Origin of the sequence: Albidovulum litorale, assembly GCF_025751495.1 — a bacterium.
Classification (GTDB): Bacteria; Pseudomonadota; Alphaproteobacteria; order Rhodobacterales; family Rhodobacteraceae; genus Albidovulum; species Albidovulum litorale.
In genome coordinates this window covers 132570-150849 of the sequence record NZ_JAOWKZ010000003.1, presented here as the reverse complement: position 1 = coordinate 150849, position 18280 = coordinate 132570, and the positions used below count along the sequence as shown (strand labels likewise).

Annotated in this window: 17 protein-coding genes; 8 read left to right on the top strand and 9 right to left on the bottom strand. The window is 60.3% G+C overall.

The window, feature by feature from the left end:
• The first annotated feature begins 228 nt into the window (after positions 1–228).
• Complete coding sequence (locus OEZ71_RS11550; protein WP_263740147.1) at positions 229–540, top strand: hypothetical protein; 312 nt, start codon at positions 229–231, stop codon at positions 538–540.
• Between the two features lie 201 nt (positions 541–741).
• Positions 742–1944: a class I SAM-dependent methyltransferase gene (locus OEZ71_RS11545; RefSeq protein WP_263740146.1), complete on the top strand. Its 1203-nt coding sequence runs from the start codon at positions 742–744 to the stop codon at positions 1942–1944.
• A 57-nt stretch (positions 1945–2001) separates the two neighbouring features.
• On the opposite strand, the gene OEZ71_RS11540 is transcribed toward OEZ71_RS11545, so the two are convergent.
• From OEZ71_RS11540 to speB, 7 genes are all read right to left on the bottom strand, one after another.
• Complete coding sequence (locus tag OEZ71_RS11540; protein WP_263740145.1) at positions 2002–2619, bottom strand: TetR/AcrR family transcriptional regulator; 618 nt, start codon at positions 2617–2619, stop codon at positions 2002–2004.
• Complete coding sequence (gene ppk2, locus OEZ71_RS11535; protein WP_263740144.1) at positions 2612–3508, bottom strand: polyphosphate kinase 2; 897 nt, start codon at positions 3506–3508, stop codon at positions 2612–2614. The genes OEZ71_RS11540 and ppk2 overlap by 8 nt, the downstream gene beginning before the upstream one ends.
• Positions 3509–3669: 161 nt before the next feature.
• Positions 3670–4602 carry a homoserine O-acetyltransferase MetA gene (gene metA, locus OEZ71_RS11530; RefSeq protein WP_263740143.1) on the bottom strand — a complete coding sequence of 311 codons (933 nt, stop codon included), beginning with the start codon at positions 4600–4602 and terminating at the stop codon, positions 3670–3672.
• Between the two features lie 37 nt (positions 4603–4639).
• On the bottom strand, positions 4640–5503 hold the full coding sequence (locus OEZ71_RS11525) for an ATPase (protein WP_263740142.1): 864 nt from the start codon (positions 5501–5503) through the stop codon (positions 4640–4642).
• A 139-nt stretch (positions 5504–5642) separates the two neighbouring features.
• Positions 5643–6725 (bottom strand): outer membrane protein transport protein, encoded by a 1083-nt coding sequence (locus OEZ71_RS11520; protein ID WP_263740141.1) that lies wholly within the window; start codon positions 6723–6725, stop codon positions 5643–5645.
• A 112-nt stretch (positions 6726–6837) separates the two neighbouring features.
• Positions 6838–7743 (bottom strand): DMT family transporter, encoded by a 906-nt coding sequence (locus OEZ71_RS11515; RefSeq protein ID WP_263740140.1) that lies wholly within the window; start codon positions 7741–7743, stop codon positions 6838–6840.
• Positions 7740–8714, bottom strand: a complete 975-nt coding sequence (gene speB, locus OEZ71_RS11510; RefSeq protein WP_263740139.1) for an agmatinase — start codon at positions 8712–8714, stop codon at positions 7740–7742. The genes OEZ71_RS11515 and speB overlap by 4 nt, the downstream gene beginning before the upstream one ends.
• A 209-nt stretch (positions 8715–8923) precedes the next feature.
• Between speB and OEZ71_RS11505 the strand changes: the two genes are divergently transcribed.
• Positions 8924–9889, top strand: coding sequence for a TDT family transporter (locus OEZ71_RS11505; protein WP_263740138.1), 966 nt, complete (start codon positions 8924–8926; stop codon positions 9887–9889).
• On the opposite strand, the gene OEZ71_RS11500 is transcribed toward OEZ71_RS11505, so the two are convergent.
• Positions 9886–10599 carry a type 1 glutamine amidotransferase gene (locus OEZ71_RS11500; RefSeq protein WP_263740137.1) on the bottom strand — a complete coding sequence of 238 codons (714 nt, stop codon included), beginning with the start codon at positions 10597–10599 and terminating at the stop codon, positions 9886–9888. The two genes, OEZ71_RS11505 and OEZ71_RS11500, sit on opposite strands and share 4 nt — an antisense overlap.
• A gap of 130 nt (positions 10600–10729) precedes the next feature.
• Between OEZ71_RS11500 and guaB the strand changes: the two genes are divergently transcribed.
• The 3 genes from guaB (at position 10730) to OEZ71_RS11485 (ending at position 15833) form a co-directional block, all read left to right on the top strand.
• Entirely contained in the window at positions 10730–12178 is a 1449-nt protein-coding gene (gene guaB, locus OEZ71_RS11495) for an IMP dehydrogenase (RefSeq protein ID WP_263740136.1), read from the top strand.
• Between the two features lie 58 nt (positions 12179–12236).
• Positions 12237–13421 (top strand): RsmB/NOP family class I SAM-dependent RNA methyltransferase, encoded by a 1185-nt coding sequence (locus tag OEZ71_RS11490; protein ID WP_263740135.1) that lies wholly within the window; start codon positions 12237–12239, stop codon positions 13419–13421.
• 135 nt (positions 13422–13556) lie between these two features.
• Positions 13557–15833 carry an ATP-binding response regulator gene (locus OEZ71_RS11485; RefSeq protein WP_263740134.1) on the top strand — a complete coding sequence of 759 codons (2277 nt, stop codon included), beginning with the start codon at positions 13557–13559 and terminating at the stop codon, positions 15831–15833.
• Between the two features lie 72 nt (positions 15834–15905).
• On the opposite strand, the gene OEZ71_RS11480 is transcribed toward OEZ71_RS11485, so the two are convergent.
• Positions 15906–16511 carry a sulfotransferase family protein gene (locus OEZ71_RS11480; RefSeq protein ID WP_263740133.1) on the bottom strand — a complete coding sequence of 202 codons (606 nt, stop codon included), beginning with the start codon at positions 16509–16511 and terminating at the stop codon, positions 15906–15908.
• Positions 16512–16702: 191 nt separating this feature from the next.
• On the opposite strand from OEZ71_RS11480, the gene recA reads away from it, so the two are divergent.
• On the top strand, positions 16703–17779 hold the full coding sequence (recA, locus tag OEZ71_RS11475) for a recombinase RecA (RefSeq protein WP_263740132.1): 1077 nt from the start codon (positions 16703–16705) through the stop codon (positions 17777–17779).
• An 87-nt stretch (positions 17780–17866) separates the two neighbouring features.
• Complete coding sequence (locus tag OEZ71_RS11470) at positions 17867–18226, top strand: nuclear transport factor 2 family protein (protein ID WP_263740131.1); 360 nt, start codon at positions 17867–17869, stop codon at positions 18224–18226.
• Positions 18227–18280 lie beyond the last annotated feature (54 nt).

Sequence of the window (18280 nt, the reverse complement as noted above, 5' to 3'; positions counted from 1 at the left end):
TCGCGCAATCCCGTCCGATTGCGACACGGATCGCGTCCGTTTCCGGCTTTTCCATTGTTCTACGTGTATCCGCGATGCGGGTCACGTGTCGAAAAGGGCCTGGCAGCGGGTTGAACACAGAACGTCCTGTCGGATTCGCCCCATTTCGGGTATTCTCTCTCAGTCGCCTTCGGGCGAGAGAGAACGCCCGACGACGATGTCCAACTGACGTCATAGGGAGGTTTGACGATGCATGTTATGACACGCAGTTATACCGGTAAGGGCGCGGCCGATCTGACCAAGCTCCTTGTTTCCCGCAAAGACGAAGTCGAGAAACTCATCGGGAATGTGCCCGGTCTGGTCAGCTATGATCTGGTCGAGACCGACGACGGCTGTTTCACCGTGACGGTTTGCAAGGACAAGGCCGGCACGGACCGCAGCCTCGCCGTCGCCAAGGAATGGCTGAAGGCCAATGCCGGTCACATCGGAGCGCCCGCGCCACAGGTGACTGAAGGCAAGTCCGCGCTGCATATCTCGGCCAAGGCCGGGGCGCACGCCTGACGCCCCGGATGCTTCAAGGCCTGGGGCCCCTCAGTGGGCCTTGGGCTAAGTGTGGATGGCACTTAAAGTTTTGCAGTTTCCCTGATGCCGCAACACGTCAGTTGGAGTCCGATGGATTTCACGCGGGCTGCTTCCGTTTCCGGCTTTGCTTCGCTCCGCCACGCTTGCTAGGAGGGAGCATCGGTGAAGGGGGAGGCGGGTATGGACATGGTCAGCGAACAGTACGAGGCCTATCCCTATCCGGAGCGCAATCCCGCCGATGAGCGGAAACGGCTGATCACCGGCTCGCCCTCGCATCCATTGGAGATGGACCATTTCCTCTGGGGTGGCAAACGCGACTGGTCGCGACCGCTTCGGGCGCTGGTTGCCGGTGGCGGGACAGGGGATGCGCTCATTCAGGTGGCGACCGTCCTGACTGCCGCCGGGCGACCCTACGAGATCACCTATCTCGACCTCTCCCGTGCCTCGCGCAAGATAGCTGAGGAGCGGGCGAAGGTGCGGGAACTGAAGAGTATCCGGTTCGAGACCGGAAGCCTCCTCGATGCCGCCGGCTATGGCAGCTTTGACTATATCGACTGCTGCGGGGTGCTGCATCACCTGCCCGAACCTCAGGCGGGGTTTGACGCACTGGCGCGGGCGCTGGCGCCAGAAGGGGGCATGGGACTGATGGTCTATGCCCCTTACGGCCGTTCCGGCGTCTATCCGTTGCAGGAGGCTTTCAGCACACTGACCGATGGGATGACGCCGAAGGCACGGCTGAAGGCGGCGAAATCGATTTACGAAAGGCTGCCCGATGGTCATCCCTTTAAGCGCAATCCGCATCTCGTCGACCATGAACAGGGCGATGCAGGGTTCTACGATCTTCTTCTGCATTCGCAGGACCGGCCTTTCGCAATCGACGACCTCATCGCGGCGCTTGAGGCGGCGGGGCTCGCTTTTGCCGGTGCGCCACAGGCGGGGCTCTACGATCTCGCTCGGTTCCTGCCCGATGGCATCGCGCTGCCCAACGGGCTTGACCCGACCTCACGAATGGCACTGGCCGAAAGGCTCGACGGCACGATCAAGACCCATGTTGTTTATGCCGCTCCTAAAAACCGGGTGATCCCGGTTCCGGGTAAGGACATGGCATCAGTCCCGCATCTGAAGGGCGTCAGCGGTGCCGATCTCTCGCGCGAGGTGGCGCGCAAGGGTGAGATCACAATCGCCCGCGGGGCTGAGAAGACCCGGCTGACGCTATCGCGTGACGTGGCCCCTCTGCTGGCCGGGATAGACGGGCGCAAGCCACTATCGGTGCTGGCTCAGGCGACGCGGCTCGACCCCTTCGCCTTCAACGCGCTCTGGCGCCCGGCTGAGCGTGTATTGGTGCAGGCCGGTATCCTGCTCTATTCGCGGTTATTGGGGTAAACCCGCGCCTTTGCTTAAGGGCGACAATTGGCGGCTGGTTCGGCACTGCCACCACGCCTATTCGTCTGGCGGCACAAGGCCGAGGCCACGCAAATAGATACCGATCCCGGCCTCAAGAAGTTCCTCGGGCGGAAACGGGGCCCTTGCGCCGGGTTTGCCGCGGGTGAAGAGTTCCACGACGCCATGACTCATCGCCCAGATATGGGCCGAAAACATCGCGGCCGGGGGCCGTTTGTCCGCCGGGATATGCTGCGACAGCTTTTCAGCCGCGCGGGAAAAGACCTGCCGCGCCCGTTCCGAGGCCCGGGCAAGGTCGGGGTTCGTGTTCAGCGAAATGCCGCTTTCGAACATCGCCATGTAATGGCCGGGGAATTTGCGGGCGAAGGCAAGATAGGCGCGGCCCGTGGCTTCGAAAGCGGACAGGGCAGAAGGCTTGCCGCCGTTATAGGCGTGATCCATGAGGTCAGCGAAAATCTCGAACCCCTGCCGTGCGCATTCGGCAATGAGGTCGTCGCGGCCGGCAAAATGGCGGTAGACGGCAGCGGGCGTCACGCCGGCCGACTTTGCCGCATCCGACAGGGTAAAGCCCTGTGGACCCTGCTTTTCGATCAGCATCAGCGCCGCATCGACCAGCGCACGCCTCAGGTCGCCGTGATGATAGCCCTGCTTAGGCATCGAGAAGGTCCGGGCCCCCGCAGATCTTGCCATCGACCTTGCCGATGGCCGTCCTGTCCTTGCCTGCATAGTCCACGCGATTGAGGATCGTCTGGATCGCTGCGATGCGGGCGCGGGCCTTATCGTCTGACCGGATCACCGTCCAGGGCGCGTGCTTAGAATGCGACTTTGCAAGCGTTTCCCGGATGGCGTCGGTATAGGCGTCCCATTTCTTCAGCCCTTCGACGTCGATCCAGCTGAGCTTCCATTGTTTCAGCGGGTCCTTCTCGCGCTTTAGAAACCGGCGAAGCTGCTCGGCACGGCCCACGTTCAGCCAGAGCTTCACCAGTGTGATCCCCTCGTCGACCATCATCTTCTCAAAGTCGGGCAACTGGCGGAAAAAAAGCTTGCGCTGATCGGGCGTGCAGAAGCCGAAGACATGTTCAACGACGCCCCGGTTATACCAGGACCGGTCAAAAAGTGCGATTTCAGAGGCGGCAGGCAGCCAGTCGGTATAGCGCTGGAAATACCACTGCGTTGCCTCGCGCTCCGTCGGTTTCGGCAGGGCGACGATATAGGCCGAACGCGGGTTCAGGTTTTCGCGCACCCGTTCGATCGTGCCGCCTTTTCCAGCGGCATCACGACCCTCGAAGAGAACGCAGAGCCGTTTGCCGGTGTTGCGGAAGTCATACAGCATCTTCACCAGTTCGATCTGCAACGCATCCATCTGGCGGGCATAATCCTTGCCTTTCATCTCGCGGTCATAGGGATAGGTGCCGGACAGGATATCGTCCTTGTCGCCTTCGGCGATAGCTTTGCGGATCGCGGCGGGAGCCTCGTTTTCGAGGTACTTCGTGATATCGCCGACAAATGGAATTGTCTGCGGTTCCGTTTTCTGCGTCTTCGCCATGACAATCCTCCCGTGACCTTGTGGTTTCAGTATGGCGATTGCACGGTCGCGCACAATTGCCCGGTCGGCAGTTTCCCCGACGGTTGAAAGAATTTTGAGACAAAATTCTTTCCCTTTGGCGAGGGAAAAGTTTTGTCCAAAACTTTTCCGGCCGCCGCGGTCTAAACGGAATCGTCTGCGCTGCCGATCCGGGCAAGGTCGAAGGGCGTCGACTGGTAGATCTCGTTGATCCAGTTGCCGTAGAGAAGATGCGCGTGGCTGCGCCAGCGGTTCAGCGGCTGCCGGCTCGGATCGTCATCGGGATAGTAGTTCATCGGCACATTGATCGGGGTGCCGTTCGACACATCGCGGTCATACTCTTCTTTCAGCGTGCCGCTGTCATATTCGAAGTGGTTGAAGATATAGAGTGCGCGGTGGCAGCGGTCTTCGATCAGGCAGGGGCCGACCTCGTCCGAGCCGAGCAACGTCCTGAGACCCTCAGCGCCGTCAACCTCGGCCTGTTTCATCTCTGTCCAGCGACTGACCGGAATGACGAAGTCATCGGAAAATCCCCGCAGATAGGGCGAGGCCGGGGCGAGGTTCAGATGGCGGAAGCAGCCAAAGGCCTTGGCGTCCAGCATGTGTTTTTTCAGCCCGTGGAAATGATAAGCCATGGCCATGCCGCCCCAGCATACGCCGAAGGTGGAATGGACATGGGTCTGGGTCCAGTCCATGACCTCAAGAAGCTCATCCCAGTAACTCACCTCCTCGAACGGGAGATGTTCGATTGGCGCGCCGGTTATGATCAGCCCGTCGAATTTTTCGGCCTTCACCTCCTGAAACGGACGATAGAAAGCCTCCATATGCTCGGCGGCGGTGTTGCGGGTCTGGTGCTCGCTCATCCGGATCAGCTGGAAGTCGATCTGAAGGGGTGTCGCGCCGATCAGCCGGGCGAACTGGTTTTCCGTTTGGATCTTCTTGGGCATAAGGTTCAGAAGCCCGATCCGCAGCGGCCGGATGTCCTGATGCGCGGCCCGGTCCGGCGACATCACCATGACACCTTCCTGCGACAGCACGTCGAAGGCGGGCAGCGTCTCGGGCAGGGTGATGGGCATCCGGGTTCTCCTGTTCGGAAGGCCAGAGATAGGTCGGTCAGGCGCGGGCCTCAAGGGCCGCAGCGACAAGGCTTTCGAAATCGCCGGGCGTACGGATCTGCGCCACCTCTTCCGCGGTGACCGTGATGCCCCAGTTCCGCGCCATTGCCTCGTAAAGCGGCTGACGATGGGCAAGCGCGCGGGAATAGGCCCAGCGGACGAAGGCGTCGGGGTCGACCTTTTCTTCCGTCAGCCCGTTGGTTTTCAGATACTCCGCCCAGGCCGCGTGCAGGAAGTCGGGCTGGTAATACATCGGCTTCGGCGCACGGTCGAAACGGCGGATCAGTTCCTCGGTATGGGCGTCAGAACCCTTGATCCAGACCATGAGCGCCGCATCCGACAGTGCGGTTAGCACAGGGTCGGCGGGATTGTCAGGGTCCACGACCTCGCAGATCGACCCGCCGCTGTCGCAGATGAAGTGATCGTAGCCGTAAAGCGATTGCGCCCGATCGGCGAAATGGACGGTGTCAAGCAGGGCGGAAATCTCGGCTGTCCGGTGCTGATCCTGACGCCGCATGTATTCGGCGAAGGGCAAACCGCCTTTGGCCGGATCGCCGGGCTTGCCGAGATAGGTCGATAGCGGCGCGAGGTTGTTGAAGGTGATATTGGAGGTGATGTGAACGGAATCCGTCATCAGCAGTTCGCGCAAGAGCGGCACCTTCATCGCCTCGCGCTTGAAGTTGTCGGCGATATGTTCGCCCATGTAGCGGGTGCCGATGCGGTAATCGATAGAGTAGTGGAACCAATTGCCGCCCGCGCGCAGGAGATTGGCAATATGGGTCTTGCCGAGCCCCGACATGCCGAACACGAGCACCCGCTTACGCTTTGCTGCCTGCCACTCTGACGCCGACTGGTAGATCATCACCGAAATCCCGATTGCCGTTCCGGCGTTTGCCTAACCGGATCAGCAAAGAAGATCACGCAATTTTTCGCGGGGCTGCACAGGAAACGCAAAGGCCCCGCCAGAAGCGGGGCCTTGCAACCTGAATCTTTGCGGCTGTTCAGAAGCTGTAGCCGACGCGGATACCGGCACCGATACCGGAGTTGTCGTTGAAGCTGGAGCCGACGGAAGTTGTCGTCGCGTCGCCGATGGCAACATAGCGGACACCGCCGGTGATCTTCATGTTGTCCACCTTGTAGGTCGCAGCAAGCCCAAAGCTCGTATAGCCGTCGGTCGCGCCAAGGTTGCCGACCGGATCGCCGAGGTTCTTTTCGTAACCGACGAGAACCGCGCCAGACCACTGCTCGTTGAACTTGCGGCCGACGCCGAGATTGTAGGTCACGATGTCGTTCGAATAAGACACGATCGGTGAGCCAAGGAACTGTGGCGTAATGTCGAAGACCGTCCAGTCGACCCAGCGGATCGACCCGAAGAGAAGCGTATCGGCCGCGATGCCGGTCTGAAACTCAAGGTTGACCGATTGCGGGATCTGAACGTCGAGCGTGCCGTTCAGCGGGATCAACGCAAGACCGGTTTCAACCGTGTCGTAGCTCTGATCGATCTTCGAGTTGTAGGTCAGGGCCACCCGGGCTGCGATCTCGGGCTTTTCCCAAGCAACGCCCATCACATAACCGAGTGCCGTGTCGCGATCTGCGGATAGATCGTAGTTGGTGAGGACGGGAGTTTCGAGATGAACCTGGCCCTTGGATGCCTGCACGCGAACGCCGCCAATGACGGAAAAATTCGATGGCAGCTTGTAGCGCAGCAGTCCGGTGACGGCGAGCGACTCGACGTCTGCTGACGAGCCTGCAAACGGGTAGGGTGCGTTGCCCGCCGGATAGCTGACACTCGCCCCAATCGGCTGGTCTACGATAATCGCGAGGTCAACCTTGTCGTTCAGGGCCTGCTTGTAACCGAGCGAATAGGTGACATAACTTCCCGCCATATCACCGCTCACAAGCCCTGCGAAAGGACCATTGCCGACGCCGGTTACAACGGGGTTAAACGCACCGAGCGTAAACTCGGCATAGTTACCCGGCTCAAACAGGATCGCCACGGATTGGGCCGACCGCTCGAGGCCTCCAGCCAAGGCTGTTGACGCGCTTAGTAAGAGACCGCTCGTCACGGCCAGAGTTCTGTTCATTCTTTCCTCATCCCTAACAAGATCGTGGTTGCTTGTGTTGTTTTTTGCACCGACCCTATGCGGGGCATTAAGCGCACGTCAATTTGTGACGCAGCGTACTTATCTATGAAGATCAGGTCGTGACGTAACGATACTTTGCTTCGGCGCGGATGTTGAGCAGATTCGCGAAAAAGATGATCGTTCCGCCAAAAATCACCAATAGGTCGAGCGGCTCGGCGTAAAAGGCCATACCAATCAGCGCGATGACGGGCAGGCGCAGGAAGTCGACGGGCGTCACGACCGAGGCGGGTGCGAGCGTGAGGGCCTTGGTCAGACTGAAATGTGCGCCGAGCCCGGCCAGACCCATCACGATGACCCAGGGAATCGTTTCGGCGTCCGGCCAGGTGATGCTCCCGTCATAACCGGCGCAGATCAGACTGAAGATTGATTGCATGGCCGCCAGCCAGAAGAGGATTCCGATGATTGATGCGCGACGGGTCAGGCGCTTTGTTGCTATGGCCGTGCCCGCAAATGCCACGGCGCAGAGCAGGGCTGTGACAAGACCGACGGATAGGCCGCCAGTTCCAAACGGTCGTGCAACGATCAGGATGCCACAAAACCCGATGAGCACCGCCATCAGTTTGGTTCGCGTCAGCCGTTCGGACAGAAAGAACGGTGCCGTCAGAGCGACGATCAGCGGGCTCGAGAACTCCACCGCAAAGAGTTGCGCCAACGGAATGAGGGCAAGCGCATAGAGCCAGAGGTTCTGTCCGGCGAAATGGATGATGTTGCGCAAGGCGTGATGACCAAGATGGCGGAGCTCGATCTCGTTCAGGCGGCCGGTCGTTCTCGCAAAGGCCACCACGACGATGACCCCGATGAGCGATCGGTAAAGCATCATTTCGAACGTATCGAGCGCCGCGCCGATCTCGCGTCCCGATATCGCGAGAGCGGAAAAGCCGAGGATCGAGCCGATCATCCAGAAGGCTGCGGCCACCGGACGGTGAACCCCGGCCACAGGCGCAATGAATTGGGTCATGCAGATGCACCGGCGGATTTGCCGCGTTCATGGAAGATGAAGCCGAGGAAATTCAACAGCACCTGCGCCGCCAGGATGGCGGTGGAGCCGGTCGGATCATAATCCGGCGCAACTTCCACCAGATCAATGCCGACTATGTCGTGCGCCCGCGCAGCGCCCTGCAAAAGCTCCAGAACCTCGTAATAAAGGAAGCCTCCATGGCTGGGGGTTCCGGTACCCGGTGCAATGGAGGGGCAGAAGCCGTCGATGTCAATGGTAACGTAAAGGCGCGCGCCCTTCGGGATGCGCGCCAGAACCGCTTCGGTCCCAAGTTTGCGGATCTGACGCACCGACAGGATATCCGCACCCATATTACGGGCCGCTTCATAACCTTCCTTCGCGGTCGATGACACATTGCGGATACCGAGTTGCGTCAGGCCGGTGACATAGACCATCTCGGCGGCGCGGCGCATCGGGTTGCCGTGGCCGTGGCGCACCCCATGGCGTTCGTCGACGAAATCGAGATGGGCGTCGATCTGCAGGATATGGATCGGCCCCTGATCGTCAAAGGCGCGGATACACGGGATATTGACCGAATGGTCGCCGCCGATCACCACGGGCAGGGCGCCGGCTTTCAGGATCGCGCGCACGCCTGCCTCGATATTGGCATGGCTCTTTTCGGTATCGGTATGCACGATGTCGGCGTCGCCAATATCGACGATCCGAACATCAGATCCGAGATATGTGGCGTCGTCCTCATGATCATAGGCCCCGGCATGGCCGAAGGAAAAGAGGGTAGAGGCCTCGCGCACGGAGCGCGGGCCGAAGCGCGCGCCGGGGCGGAACTGCGTACCAAAGTCGAACGGCGCGCCAAGGATCGCGACATCGGCCTCGATCCTGCTCCAGTCCTCTGTGTAGGGGCGCTTGCCGAAGGTCGATATTCCGACGAAAGGCAGATTGAGCCGGCCGCTTTCATATCCGTGTCCACCCATCAGGCTCCCTCCGCGAAGATGCTTGACCTTTCTCCGCAACACTGCGCGCGATTTGCCGCAGAGGGAAGGCCGGGCGATCTGTGTCCGTTCGTGCGCGACCGAAAAGCCGCATCGCGCAGGAAACTTTCCGTGTCGAACCCGCAAAGCCTCGCATCCCGGGCGTCGCTTCGCCATCCTCCGGTGGTGAATAACATCGGAGCACCCAAGAGATGGCGTTCAAACCTCCTCCAGCGACGAAGCCCGGATTGTGGCGGCGCACGCCTCCGGCTGTTTTTCCGTCGATCATGGGGTTGTTCGGACTTGGTCTGGCATGGCGGCGGGCCGCTGATGCTGTCTCGGGGCCTGAGGGCATCGGTGAGGTGATCCTCGGCGCGGCGTCATTGCTGTTCCTCTTCGCACTTGTCGCCTATCTTTCGAAACTTGCGCGCCGGCCGGGCGTGTTGATTGAGGAATTGCGCATCGTGCCGGGGCGTGCCGGGGTTGGAACGATGGTTCTCTGCCTCTATTTGCTGGCACTTGCCTTGGCGCCCTATGCAGCGTCCGTCGCTTATGTGATCGCAATGGCAGGGTTCGCCGCTCATGGCGTATTGGTCTTGGTTCTGATTTTTGTTTTCGCAACCGGACCCGCAGAGCAGAGGCGCGTTACGCCGGTATGGCATCTGAATTTCGTCGGCTTTATCATCGGGGCGCTTGCCCTGACCCAGCTTGGTTCGCCGTTCGGGGCGCTTGCTGTATTCGGTGTAACGACACTGATCGCGGTCTGGATCTGGGCCGTGGGGCTTGAGCAGGTGCTGCGCGAAACGGTGCCACCCCCCTTGCGTCCGATTCAAGCGATCCATCTCTCTCCGGCGGCACTTCTGGGGTTGGTGGCTGCGGCGCTCGGACTTGAAGCGGTAGCGACTTGTTTTGCAGCGCTGTCGGCAGTGATCCTCGTCTGGCTTCTCGTGCGTGTACTCTGGCTGACGGCGGGTGGGTTTTCCGCGCTTTGGGGGGCTTTCACCTTCCCCGCTGCCGCGACCGCATCTTTGTGGCTGACTTTGGGCGGCATTTGGCACTGGCCCGGAATAGCGGCGTTAGCGCTTGCCACCTTCATCGTCCCGCCTATCGCTTTCTGGATTATTCGTCTTTGGGCGGGCGGACAACTTGCCGTAAAGACCAACGCGGCGACTGCCTAGATAAGGCTGACCCAGGCGCGGGCAAGCGCGAGACCCGCGGCATCGGCCTTGGCGCCGTGAATGGCTTCCTCAGCCGCGTGATCGGCGCTCCAGCCGGGCCACATCACCTCGGCAGCCTCCGGGAAGTCGCGGGTCCAGTCCGCAACGACGGTGCGATTGGCCTCAAAGTGGAATTGCGTGCCGTAGACAGCTCGACCGAGGCGGAATGCTTGATGAGTGGCGCCCCTGTTTTCGGCGAGGTGCACTGCACCCTGAGGCAAAGTGAACGTATCGCGGTGCCACTGGAATATCGGAAACGCCGCACCGGCGGAGGAAAGGACAGGGTCGCTTAGTCCAGCAACGGTCGTCTGCACGTTAAGCCAGCCAAATTCGGGCGCTGCCCCGATCAGATTTGTCCCGCCATATCCCCGCGCCAGAAGTTGTGCGCCAAGGCAGATGCCGAGAACGGCGCGATCGGACTCGCCGTAGCTGCGCATCAGCCGGGACAGCGGTTCAAGGTAGCGATGGTCAGCATCGTCGACGGCTGATTGCTCGCCGCCAAGGACTACAAGCGCGTCGAAGGCGTCCGGACCGGCAGGAAGCCGACCGTCATGCCGGGGCCTGAACAGTGTGCATTCAGCCTCAGCTTCGTTCAGCGCCTGACCGACCGATCCCAGGGACGTACCGTCAATATTCTCGACAATGGCCACCCGCATCGTTTCCTCCCTCATTTCTCCGGATTGAGCACGGCGAACGGGCCGGTGCAAGCAATTGGCGCTTATTCCGGGAATTAGGGCTTGCCATCCCGGCCCCCCCATGAAACAGGGAAGCGCCAAACGAAAGCTCCCTATGAGGTCCCCCATGGAGATTCGCGAGGCTCTCACCTTCGATGATGTGCTTCTGGTTCCAGCGGCGTCGAGTGTCCTGCCATCCGATGCCGATACATCGACCTGGGTGACGAAGTCGATCCGGATGAACATCCCGCTTCTGTCGTCAGCCATGGACACCGTGACCGAGGCGCGAATGGCCATCGCCATGGCGCAAGCCGGTGGCATTGGCGTGATCCATCGCAACCTCGACATCGAGCAGCAGGCGGCCGAGGTCAGCCGGGTGAAGCGGTTCGAAAGCGGCGTTGTGTATAACCCGATCACGCTGACTGCGGACCAGACGCTGGCCGATGCCAAGGCGCTCCAGGACCGCTACAACGTCACCGGCTTTCCTGTTGTCGACGAGGGTGGTCGTGTTGTGGGCATCGTCACCAACCGCGACATGCGTTTTGCCTCGGATGACAAGACGCCGGTCAAGGTGATGATGACCGCGGATAATCTGGCGGTTCTGACAGAGCCCGCCGATCTCGATCAGGCGAAGTCGCTGATGAAGGCGCGGCGCATCGAAAAGCTGCTTGTCACGGACGGGCAGGGTAAGCTGACCGGTCTCCTGACGCTTAAGGATACCGAAAAGGCGGTGCTGAACCCTCATGCTTGCAAGGATGAACTCGGTCGGTTGCGCGTCGCGGCGGCCTCGACGGTCGGTGACGCCGGTTTCGCGCGGTCACAGGCGCTGATCGAGGCGGGCGTGGACATGGTCGTGATTGACACCGCGCATGGTCACAGCGAAGGCGTGGCGAAGGCGGTTGAGCGGATAAAGGCGCTCTCGAACAACGTGCAGGTCATCGCCGGGAACGTGGCAACAGCCGAGGCGACGCGGGCGCTGATCGCGGCCGGGGCCGATGCGATCAAGGTCGGGATCGGGCCGGGGTCGATCTGTACGACGCGGATTGTCGCCGGTGTCGGTGTGCCGCAACTGACCGCGATCATGGATGCGGCGGGCGCGGCGGGTGAGACGCCCGTCATCGCCGATGGCGGCATCAAGTATTCCGGCGATTTCGCTAAGGCCATTGCGGCAGGTGCCTCCTGCGCCATGGTTGGCTCGGCCATCGCGGGCACGGATGAAAGCCCCGGGGAAGTCATTCTTTATCAAGGGCGTAGCTTCAAAAGCTATCGCGGCATGGGGTCGCTTGGCGCCATGGCGCGGGGTTCGGCAGACCGCTACTTCCAGAAGGACGCGGCCTCGGACAAGCTCGTTCCCGAGGGGATCGAGGGCCAGGTGCCCTATAAGGGTTCAGCAGCGGCGGTGGTGCATCAGCTTGTCGGCGGGTTGCGCGCGGCGATGGGTTATACCGGCAACCGGACGGTGGCCGACATGCGCAAGAACTGCCGTTTCGTCCGGATCACCGGGGCGGGCCTGAAGGAAAGCCATGTCCACGATGTGCAGATCACGCGTGAAAGCCCCAATTACCGGGTGATGTAAAACCATGTGATCGCCTTGTCTTGCGGGGCGATCCTCAAGCGGATCGGAAGGCGGGATCATGACCCCGGCGGCACGGCTCGGCGCGGCGATCGACATTCTGGACCGGGTGCTTTCCGGGGCTGCGGCCGAACAGGCCTTGACGTCATGGGCGCGGGCCAGCCGATTTGCCGGGTCAGGTGATCGGGCAGCGATCCGAGATCATGTCTATGACGCGCTACGTTGTCTGCGGTCGTTTACAGCGATGGCCGGTGCCCATACGCCGAGCGGGCGGGCGCTGATCCTCGGTTCGCTTCGCGCTGCCGGGCAGGAGCCGGACGAGTTCTTCACCGGGGAAGCGTACGCGCCGCTGCCGTTGTCTCAGACCGAGCGTAATGCCCTTTCTGTTGCGCCGGAGGCCGGCGCGCTGCCCGAGGCGGTTGCATTGGATTGTCCAGATTGGCTTATGGTGCCTCTGAAGGACGCGTTGGGCGAAAATTTTACACACGTCTTGCAGGCCTTTCGTGAGCGCGCACCTGTATTTCTGCGGGTCAATTCCGCGCGCGCGGATGTTCCTGCTGCTATTGAGGCTCTGGCTGACGACGGCGTCGAGGCGCAGCCGCATCCGCTGACGCAAACTGCCATCGAAGTCATTGGGGGCGCGCGGCGGATCCGTAACTCGGCGGCGTATCTCAGTGGTTTGGTCGAGCTTCAGGACGCAAGTCCTCAAGCCGCCGTCGCGGCGCTGCCGCTCCGTCGCGGCATGAAGGTGCTCGATTTCTGCGCTGGGGGCGGCGGCAAGACCCTGGCAATGGCGGCCCTTTGCGATGCTGACTACACCGCCCATGATGTCGCCCCGCAACGAATGCGCGATCTGCCCGAGCGCGCACGCCGCGCCGGGGTTGCGGTCTCGATCCGGAATGGAAAGGCACTGATAGGCCAGCGTTTTGACCTTGTCTTGCTGGATGTGCCCTGTTCCGGCAGTGGCACATGGCGTAGGGCGCCTGACGCCAAATGGACGCTCACGCCAGACAGGCTTTCGGACTTGGTGAAGGTTCAGGCTGAGATTCTTGATGGGGCCGTGGATATTGTCGCACCAAGCGGTGCGATCGCGTATATGACCTGTTCGCTTCTGGACGCGGAGAACCGGGAGCAGATCGACGCGTTCATCGCGCGCAACCCCGGTTGGCATTGTTGCGCCGAGCGGATGTTTACACCGATCGATGGCGGCGACGGCTTCTACAGCGCGCTATTGACGCGAGAGTGATCATAAGTTTACACAATTTAAAGTAGTGTTTTGACCTGAGTTAATCAGCGATTAAGCATTTCCGGTCGGAATGCGGAACACCAGAATCTGAATGGAGGCAGGTTGGTGTCGAATCCGGCGCTCACACCGAATCCGATGACGCGCACGGCAGTGCGATTTTCGGTGTACAGCCAGTACCTTGTGCTGACCTCCCTGCTCTTCGCCGGGTTCGCGTATGCTTTTGCCGAAGGCATGTTCGCTTTGGTAGTCTGCGGCGTATCGGGGACTTTTGCCGTTATGGCGGTCCTAATTGTCTGGCTCCGGAAAGGGCAACGGCGGGCCTATGACGACCTGCAGTCACACCTGGCAGCGTTCATTGCCCATGATGCTGCACCGAGTTTTACCACGGATCTGGTCGGAGAAATCGGAACCCAGAATCAGGCTGCGTTGGAGAGGTTCGGGTGGCGGAACGGTCAGACCCTGACACGCGCGCTGTCGGAACTGTTCGCCAGCCCCGCGACGGTGCTGCATCGTTTGCAGAGATGTGCCGAGGCAAACGGCTTCGCGCACGAGGATGTCGTAACCCGCAGGGGGCATGTCCGTCTTGCGGTTCACAGGATCGGGGAAACCGGATTCCTCTGGCGGCTAGAGGATATGATGGATCGTGGTGCGGGCGGGCGCAGCGCCGACACGATCAGCCTGCCCATGCTCACCGCATCCAAGACAGGAATGATCCTTTTCATGAACGAAGCGCTAAAGCGCCTTGTCGGTGACCGGGTCAAGACACTTGAAGCGATATTCAAGGACTTGCCGGTTCGACCCGGCGAAGAGCATGAAATCGTCGGTGCAGATGGGCCGGTCAGGGCGCTCGTCGCGGCGGTTGATGGCAGTGGTGGGCGTCGTGAGATCTATTTCCTTCCGGCGGCGTGCTTTCCGGTTCAGACGGGAGATCCGACCGCCTTCGAAACCCTTCCGGTCGCTTTGTTGCGGCTGGATGACGATGGACAGCTTATCGACACCAACCGCGCCGCGCGTGCATTGCTTGGTGAAGTCGAACCCGGGACCCCGCTGGCGACCATAGTGGAAGGGCTGGGAAGACCGGTGGATGACTGGCTGTCTGACGCTTTGGCTGGCCGAGGTGAAAGGCGACCCGAGGTGCTTAAAGTGCGCAGATCGGATCAGGATACATTCCTGCAGGTGACCCTGACACGTGTTCTGGAAGATGGAAGCCCTGCTTTGGTCGCCGTCCTATCGGACGCGACCCAGTTGAAGACGCTTGAGGCACAATTCGTCCAAAGTCAGAAGATGCAGGCAATCGGGCAGCTGGCGGGAGGTGTCGCACATGACTTTAATAACCTTCTAACCGCGATTTCGGGGCATTGTGACCTGCTCCTGCTGCGACATGACAAGAGCGATCCGGACTATGCTGATCTCGTTCAAATCAATCAGAACGCCAATCGCGCCGCGAGCCTTGTCGGCCAGCTACTGGCGTTTTCCCGCAAGCAGACGCTGAAGCTGACCACAATAGACCTGCGAGATACGCTGTCGGATTTGACCCATCTTCTCAATCGTCTGGTCGGGGAGAAAGTGCGGCTGACACTCATGCATGGTTCGGATCTTGCGCCAATCCGTGCTGACAAGCGGCAGCTGGAACAGGTCATCATGAACCTTGTGGTCAACGCGCGCGATGCGATGCCGCAGGGGGGAGAGATAAAGATAGAAACCGAAACCGTTACACTGAAGGAAGACCTTCACCGCGATCGGGCCACCGTTGAACCCGGCAACTATGTGATTGTTCGTGTTACGGATCAGGGCTGCGGCATAGCACCTGAACAGCTACCGAAGATATTCGAGCCGTTTTACACGACCAAACGCCAGGGTGAGGGCACAGGGCTCGGTCTTTCGACCGCGTATGGAATCATTAAGCAGACTGGCGGCTTTATCTTTTGCGACACGGTGCCGGGGCAGGGCACGACGTTTTCGCTTTACTTCCCGGCCCATGAAGCGTCTGACGAGGTCGAGGAAAAGGTGGTTCCAGCCGCGCAGCCGCGCCGCGTTACGCAATCGGGTGAAGGTGTGATCCTGCTGGTGGAGGACGAAGCCCCGGTCCGCGCCTTTGCCAGTCGGGCGCTTAGGTTGAGGGGCTATACGGTCATTGAGGCGGAGAGCGCCGAAGATGCTCTGAAAGCCCTGGAAGACGAAGCGCTGGCTGTCGACGTATTCGTCACTGATGTCATAATGCCCGGCATGGATGGCCCGTCTTGGGTGCGCGAAGCGCTGAAGGCCCGCCCAAACACTCGGGTCGTCTTCGTCTCGGGCTATTCCGAGGAAAGCCTGACACAGACCCGCGAACGCATCCCGAATTCAGTCTTTCTGCCCAAACCGTTTTCCCTAAGTGAGTTGACGGCGACGGTTCAGGGGCAAATTCATTGATGTCCAATTGTCGCGAACCGTTATGAAAGGGTGGGGAGGTGGCGATTGCGGTCGCGCGCTCCCCCTTGTCGGTCATGCGGTTTGTTCTGTTTTCAACGTCTCGTATAGCGCGAAATCGCGGGCGCATTCCTCTCGCAGCCGGCGTTCGAGGTCAGGCGCGAGGTCGGTCGTCCCTTCGGGAGAGACGTTGAGGCGCGGCAGAGATATCTCGCAATCCAGCCTGTCTTCGAGAAAGCTGACGAAACCCGGCATATCGTCGTAGCGAAAGATCCGGTCGACACCCGGGCCGCGTTCTGGAATCAGAAACCGGCTCTGACGGCCGACATTGGCATAATTGGGCTGCGGGTCGCTGAGATAACCCTCAATGAACGTGTCGAAACTGACATCCCGGGTGCTGTTTTCCTTGTTTTGATTACCCGGCCGTTGCCGGTACCGGTACCAGCTGCCGAGCCAGTCAAGCGGTTCGCGCATCACGGCGACAACCATGAAATCCTCGTCCGCCGCCTGGCCGAGATAGGGGGCGAGATGCTTCCAGTATCGGAAAGCCGAAGTGTGCTTCAGTTCCGGCGGCCGCTGGATCACCACGCTGGCGAGCGGTTCAAGCGCGGCCTCGATCGCCGTCGATCCGGTTTTCGGGGTGGCGAGATAGACCAGACGTTGTTTCCAGAAAACCAGCATTACGTCTCCTTCAGGGTCCGGCACGAGAAAACACGTTCCCGTTAACTAAAGATTTACCGGAAGAAGAAAAAGTCGATTTTAGGAAAATTGGGTTGATCTGTTCGCGTTTTGATCTCATAAGAATGAGAACAAGAGGCGAACACGAGCAATGATTGCCGCGCCCTTTCGGGTGTGAAATAAGGAAGCAAAACATGGCGACAGCGGATCTTCTAAGCATGAACGACAAGCGCAGCGCGGACAAACAAAAGGCGTTGGACAGCGCATTGGCGCAGATCGAGCGGCAGTTCGGCAAGGGCTCCATCATGAAGCTGGGTGCCGACAATCCGGTGATGGAGATCGAGTCGACCTCGACCGGCTCGCTCGGCCTCGACATTGCTTTGGGCATCGGCGGCTTGCCTAAGGGCAGGGTGATCGAGATTTACGGGCCGGAAAGCTCAGGGAAAACCACTCTGACCCTTCATGCTGTGGCCGAAGAACAGAAAAAAGGCGGGGTTTGCGCGTTCGTCGACGCTGAGCACGCGCTTGACCCGCAATATGCCAAGAAGCTTGGCGTGAACCTTGATGAGCTGCTTATTTCGCAGCCCGATACTGGCGAACAGGCGCTGGAGATTGTCGATACGCTGGTAAGGTCGGGCGCGGTCAGTCTTGTCGTTGTCGATAGTGTCGCGGCACTGACTCCGAAATCCGAACTTGAAGGCGATATGGGCGATTCGAGCGTGGGCGTTCATGCCCGCCTGATGAGCCAGGCGATGCGCAAGCTGACCTCTTCGATCAGCCGTTCGAACTGCATGGTGATCTTCATCAATCAGATCCGCATGAAGATCGGCGTGATGTTCGGATCCCCGGAAACCACGACGGGTGGTAATGCCCTGAAATTCTACGCGTCTGTTCGTCTCGATATCCGCCGCATCGGTTCGATCAAGGACCGGGACGAGGTTGTGGGTAACACGACCCGCGTGAAGGTCGTGAAGAACAAGGTCGCACCGCCCTTCAAGCAGGTCGAGTTTGACATCATGTACGGCGAAGGCATCTCCAAGACCGGCGAGTTGATCGACCTTGGGGTCAAGGCCGGCGTCGTGGAGAAGTCAGGCGCCTGGTATTCCTATGGTGACGAACGCATCGGTCAAGGCCGGGAGAACGCCAAGCAGTTTCTGAAGGACAATCCCGATATCGCCTGGCAGATCGAGGACAAGATCCGGGCAAGCCATGGCCTCGATTTCGGATCGTCGGACGATGAAGGTCCGAGCGACGAGGTGATGGAAGCCTGACCCCGAAAAGTTGCCCTGTGGCACATTGACGGTATCATAACGGCGCGGACAGGGTTGTTCGTGCCGTTTTTTTTGTTGGGGGGCCAGATGGGGGCATGCGAAGCCATAGCCGCGGTTGTTGAGGACTATGTGACGGGAATTGCGCGGGGGGATGCGGTATTGCTTCGTCGCGCCTTTCATCCGAAAGCCAGCTCAATCGGGCATTTCGATGGTGAACTCGAATGGGCGAGTGTCGAAGAGTTCATCGCGGCCTGCAAAACCGAGGCGATCGGTGCCGAGACGCCGGTCCCGCCCTATAAGATCGAGTCTATTGCGATTGCCGGAGATACGGCGATCGTACGGGTTCACGATGTCTGGGCCGGTCTCAATTTCCGCGATACGCTGACGATGCTTCAGAATGAGGGCCGCTGGCAGATCGTTTCAAAGGTTTTTCTGCACCTGACCTGAGCGCGATGCTGCACCGCAGGAATATGGACATGGGGGCTGACACGGGCTAACACG